The organism is Nitrosomonas sp., assembly GCF_020852615.1.
Taxonomy (GTDB): domain Bacteria; phylum Pseudomonadota; class Gammaproteobacteria; order Burkholderiales; family Nitrosomonadaceae; genus Nitrosomonas.
This window is the reverse complement of sequence record NZ_JADZAJ010000007.1, coordinates 1-4,987: the sequence shown is the minus strand read 5'-3', so window position 1 is coordinate 4,987 and position 4,987 is coordinate 1. Positions and strand designations below refer to the sequence as shown.

The 4,987-nt window shown below is 53.4% G+C and carries 3 protein-coding genes; 2 read left to right on the top strand and 1 reads right to left on the bottom strand.

The genetic code is table 11. The annotated features are described in order from the left end of the window. The first annotated feature begins 299 nt into the window (after positions 1–299). Both IT527_RS01005 and IT527_RS01000 read left to right on the top strand, forming a co-directional pair. Positions 300–2,129, top strand: a complete 1,830-nt coding sequence (locus IT527_RS01005; RefSeq protein WP_292965292.1) for a DUF6600 domain-containing protein — start codon at positions 300–302, stop codon at positions 2,127–2,129. A 118-nt stretch (positions 2,130–2,247) separates the two neighbouring features. After that, a complete protein-coding gene (locus tag IT527_RS01000) occupies positions 2,248–4,677 on the top strand; it encodes a plasma-membrane proton-efflux P-type ATPase (RefSeq protein ID WP_292965290.1) in 2,430 nt (809 codons plus the stop codon). Positions 4,678–4,685: 8 nt separating this feature from the next. Here IT527_RS01000 and ampD read toward each other — a convergent pair. Further along, positions 4,686–4,987 (bottom strand): 1,6-anhydro-N-acetylmuramyl-L-alanine amidase AmpD (gene ampD, locus IT527_RS00995; protein WP_292965289.1); only part of this gene is annotated, 302 nt, incomplete at its 5' end.

Here is a 4,987-nt window from a genome sequence, read left to right as displayed (position 1 = left end):
CCACGCAAGATAATTCGATTGAGCGCCATTATCAAAGTTCCGGTTTATGCAATTTTTATTGTTTTTATGAAATGGCCATTTCCTTGTATTTGATGGTTACGGGTGGCTTGTGGTCATGAAGAAAAAACAGGAACAGAGTCGGCTGACTGATAGTCTGACGTTATAGTGCAATACGGCTGGTTTGCATTAACCTGGCGAGTGCTGCAGCGTTATTCCGGTCATGTGGTGCTTTTTTGTGTACAGAGTCTCTTCTTCAGGGAGGGATGATGCTCTGTTTGAGGGGTTAACAGGAGTTTGCCATGCCATCAATATTCCGTATTGCTGCTGTTTTCATCCTGGTGCTGGTGGATGCATGCATTGGTGCATATGCCCAGCAGAATGAGCAGGGAGTGATGCAGGATCCGTTACGTTTGAGTTATGTTGAAGGGAGTGTGTCTTTCTGGCGTGCAGGTGCGCAAAACTGGGTGAAAGCACAGTTGAACACGCCACTGGCTGTGGGAGATGCGCTTTACACCGGCAATAACAGTGACCTAGAGTTACAAATGAGCAGTCGTATTTTTGTCCGTGCGGCGAGTGATTCCCAGCTTGCATTGGTCAACCGGACTTCTGGTTTTACTCAATTCAGGATTACAGCCGGAAGTGTGGCTTTTGATCTGCGCATGTTGTCAGTCGGCCATACGATAGAGGTGGATACCCCCAGTGCGGTTTTCACGATCGATCACATTGGGTATTACCGGGTGGACGTGAGTGGTGAGGTGCGTTTTATTACTCGCCGCGGCGGCCAGGCTGTGGTAATACCGGCTGGTGGTGAAGCCATGGCCATCCGCCCATCCGAGGAAGTGGTCGTGCAAGGTGGTGTGGTAGCCAGGGCGGAGGCTTATGTGGCGCCGGAACTTGATGACTGGGATCGCTGGAACTATGCGCGAACGGACAGCCAGGTGGACACGATCAGTGAACGGTATCTTTCTTCAGGGATTGCGGGAGCCTACGACCTCGATCAATACGGCTACTGGCGCATGGTGCCGCAATATGGACCGGTCTGGATACCGGGCGCGGTGCCTGCTGGCTGGTCGCCTTACAGTGATGGCAGATGGGTATGGGATCCCTATTATCAGTGGACCTGGATTGATAATGCACCCTGGGGGTGGGCGCCGTTTCATTACGGACGCTGGATCAATCTGGGCAGTTACTGGGCGTGGGCACCGGGCCCGGTAGTCAGGCGTGCGGTTTATGCTCCTGCACTGGTTGCTTTTTTTGGCATCGGTGCGGGAGTATCCGTTGGCACTGGTTTGGGCTGGGTGGCATTGGGTTGGGGTGAACCCCTGATGCCGTGGTGGGGTCCCTCTGCCTTCATTGGACGGCCATGGTGGGGGGGTTGGGGAGGGCCGCGAGTAGTGAACAATATCGTTATTCAGCGGAATACAACGGTTAATGTGACCAATATCCGTTACGCTAATACTCATGTATCCAATGCCGTGATTACTGTTGGCGAAGGGCGTTTTGGTCAGGCGCACATGCACGGTGTGCTTGATCCATCGCAGCTGGACGTCCTCAGACAAATTCACGGGGCATTGCCAATCAAGCCCGAGCCGGTGAATTTGACGGGGAATGCTGTCAAAGGCATTTCGCCGCCTGAACATATGCTGTTACGTCCAGTAGTGACTGCACGACCCTCCCCGGAATACCGTTTGCCATGGCACCCCGGAGAAGCTGCAACCCCGGTAAAAGCTGCGGGTAGCCGTGTTGCTTTGCCAGAACACCCGATCGAAGAATTGCCGCAGCCGGAATTTGGCAGTCATACCGGTGCAGAGCGGCAGCGCCCGCCACAGTTGCTGCAGTTTGAGGGCGGGCATGGGGTTCGTCCGGCTACAGCCAGTGGAATACCGCAAATACCCGCTCAGCAGACCAGGTCATATACTCCTGATGAACGTCCATCATTTCTTCACGAACGGCCGAATCGGGTGATGCCGGGGTTCAACCAGGGTGAAACCGGCGCCGTGCACTCACCTGGGGTCTTTCACCCGCCAGAACGGATGGATCGTGGAATGCTGCCAGGGCAGTCGGCTAATCATATGTACCGCCGCCCTGAATTCACTTCTCATTTCGAGGGGGGGCACGGACACCGCTAGGCCAAAGTATGTAATGGACTACCGGATTTTTTCTGATTTTTCTATCTTTTCCATGTACCGGGAGAATTGATGTTTGTTCAAACAACTGCAAGATTTCGATGATGCAAAGGGTTGTTCTATGAATGAATCCGGTTCACGAATTTCTGCTCCTGATATTGCCGGATTTTCAAATGAAATTCCGCAGGTAACTGGGTTGACCGGGCAGGAGGCGGATGCCCGTTTTCTGCGCGATGGACCGAACGAGATCCCTGAAGTACCGCGTCATCCGGTTCTGCAACTGCTCAGGAAATTCTGGGGACTTTCGGCGTGGATGCTTGAAATCATTGCCATCCTTTCGTTTGTTCTGGATAAACAGACCGACTTCTGGATTGCAGTGGTACTGCTTTTCATTAACGCAATCCTCGGTTTTTTCCAGGAGCAACGGGCTTCTTCGGCAGTAGCCACTCTTCGCCATCGTCTTCAGATTACTGCGCGAGTATTCAGGGGAGGGATCTGGCGGCTTGTTCCAGCACGCGAGCTTGTGACAGAGGATATTGTCAGGCTGCGTGGAGGGGATTTTGTGCCTGCGGATATGCGCGTTATTGATGGAGATTTGCGTGTTGACCAGTCTGCGCTCACTGGGGAATCTATCGAGATTACGAGACAGGCGGGCGCTGTACTTTATTCCGGATCAATTATCCGCCGCGGAGAGGCAACTGCTATCGTGACTGCGACGGGTCAGCGGACTTACTTTGGCCGCACAGCCCAGCTCGTCGAAAATGCACATCCGAAGTTGCATGTTGAAGAAATTACTGCCCGGCTGGTAAAGTGGCTGCTTGCTATTGTAGGTGTGCTGGTGACAATTACACTTGCCCTGTCCATGGCTCAGGGGCGGCCGTTACTTGATGTTTTGCCGCTTTCGCTGGTGCTGCTCATGAGTGCTGTGCCCGTGGCATTTCCAGTGATGTTTGCTGTGAGCACGGCGGTTGGCACGATGGAGCTTGGCCGCTACGGAGTGCTCGTGACTCACCTCTCGGCAGTTGAAGATGCCGCAAACATGGAGGTTTTGTGTGCGGATAAGACCGGTACGCTAACGATGAACCGGATGACCCTCAGCGGAGTGTTTGTACAACCCGGTTTTTCAGAGGACGATGTAATACAGATAGCAGCATTTGCATCTAACCCGGCCAACCAGGATCAGATTGATCTCGCATTCCTGCATGAGGCTTCCCGGCGCGATCTGCTTGTTTCAGATGTCAGGACGCTGAGTTTTGTTCCGTTTACACCCGAGACACGGCGGACGGAATCGGTTGTAAATATTGGCGGACATGAAATACACGCAGTGAAAGGTGCTTTGCGCACCGTCGCCGGACTTGCAGGGCTTGGACCGGAGATTATTGCATCGCTGGAAGCGCGAGCGGATGAAGAAGCTGTCAAAGGTGCTCGTGTGCTTGCTGTTGCACAAGGGAGTGCTGGTACATCTTTGCAGTTTGCCGGTCTAGCATTCTTGCGCGATTCGCCCCGGCCTGATTCATGCCAGCTGATTGAACAGCTCCGATCCCTGGGTATCCGGGTCAAAATGCTAACAGGAGATGGGCTGCCGGTTGCCCGGGAAATTGCTCATGAGCTTGGGTTGGGTGATATTGCCCGTGCTGCGGATCTTCAGGCTGCCAGAAAAGCAGGAGAAATCTGTACGGCTGATCTGGTTGCACGTTCCGAGGGGTTTGCCGAAGTATTTCCCGAAGACAAGTTTCTGGTCGTAAAAAGTCTGCAATCAGCCGGTCACGTAGTTGGCATGACCGGGGATGGTGTAAATGATGCACCGGCACTAAGCCAGGCTGAAGTCGGTATCGCAGTGAGCGGAGCTACTGAAGTGGCCAAGGGGGCAGCCAGTGTTGTTCTAACGGAAGAGGGGCTCGCAAGTATCGTCGAGCTGGTGAAAATCGGGCGTGCAACCTACCAGCGAATTCTTACCTGGATTATCAACAAGGTGAGTCGCACCATCATGAAAGCCGGATTCGTTGTCATTGCCTTCTTCATTACCGGCGAGTTTGTTATTTCTGCCCTCAGTATGCTTCTGCTGACTTTTATAACCGATTTCGTGAAGATTGCGCTCTCCGTAGATCATGTTCAACCTTCACAGACGCCCGAAAGCTGGCGAATCGGGCCACTTGTAAAGGTGGCTGTCATCCTTGGCCTGCTTATGTTGCTTGAAGTTCTGGGGTTGCTTGCTATAGGGATGCACATGTTTGATCTCACGAGCAACAGGCTTGATACGTTTTCATTCCTGGCGCTCCTGTTCTTTTCTCTTTTCTCGATTATCTCGATTCGCGAACGTCGTGCTTTTTGGCGATCACGACCTGGATGGGTGCTGGCAGCTGCGCTGGCAGCGGATGCGCTGATTGGTTCATCGATCGGTTTTTTCGGATTGGCTGAGCTCGATCCTCTTCCATCCGGACAGATCGCATTTATTGCTGCTTACGCATTCACCTGCTCGCTTGTGTTGAACGATATGGTGAAAACTTTTTTCATTGAAAGGCTGTGGATCGAACCACGGCGAATCCGGTAAATCATTTGCTACCGGCTGGTCTCAAGCGCCTGGCGGTAATGTTGCCAGTCAAAATAAGGGCCGGGGTCGGTTTTTCTTTGCGGGGCGATGTCGGCGTGGCCGGCAATATCATGGACAGGGTAGGCCGCCTGTATCGCCTGAGTGAGTTCAGTCAGCCGGGTGTATTGCATGGGCGTAAACGGCTGGTTATCGCTGCCTTCCAGCTCAATGCCGATCGAAAAATCGTTGCAGCGGGTACGCTCTTGCCAGCAGGATACACCGGCGTGCCAGGCGCGCCGGGTGCAGGGGACGAACTGGATGATTTCTCCGT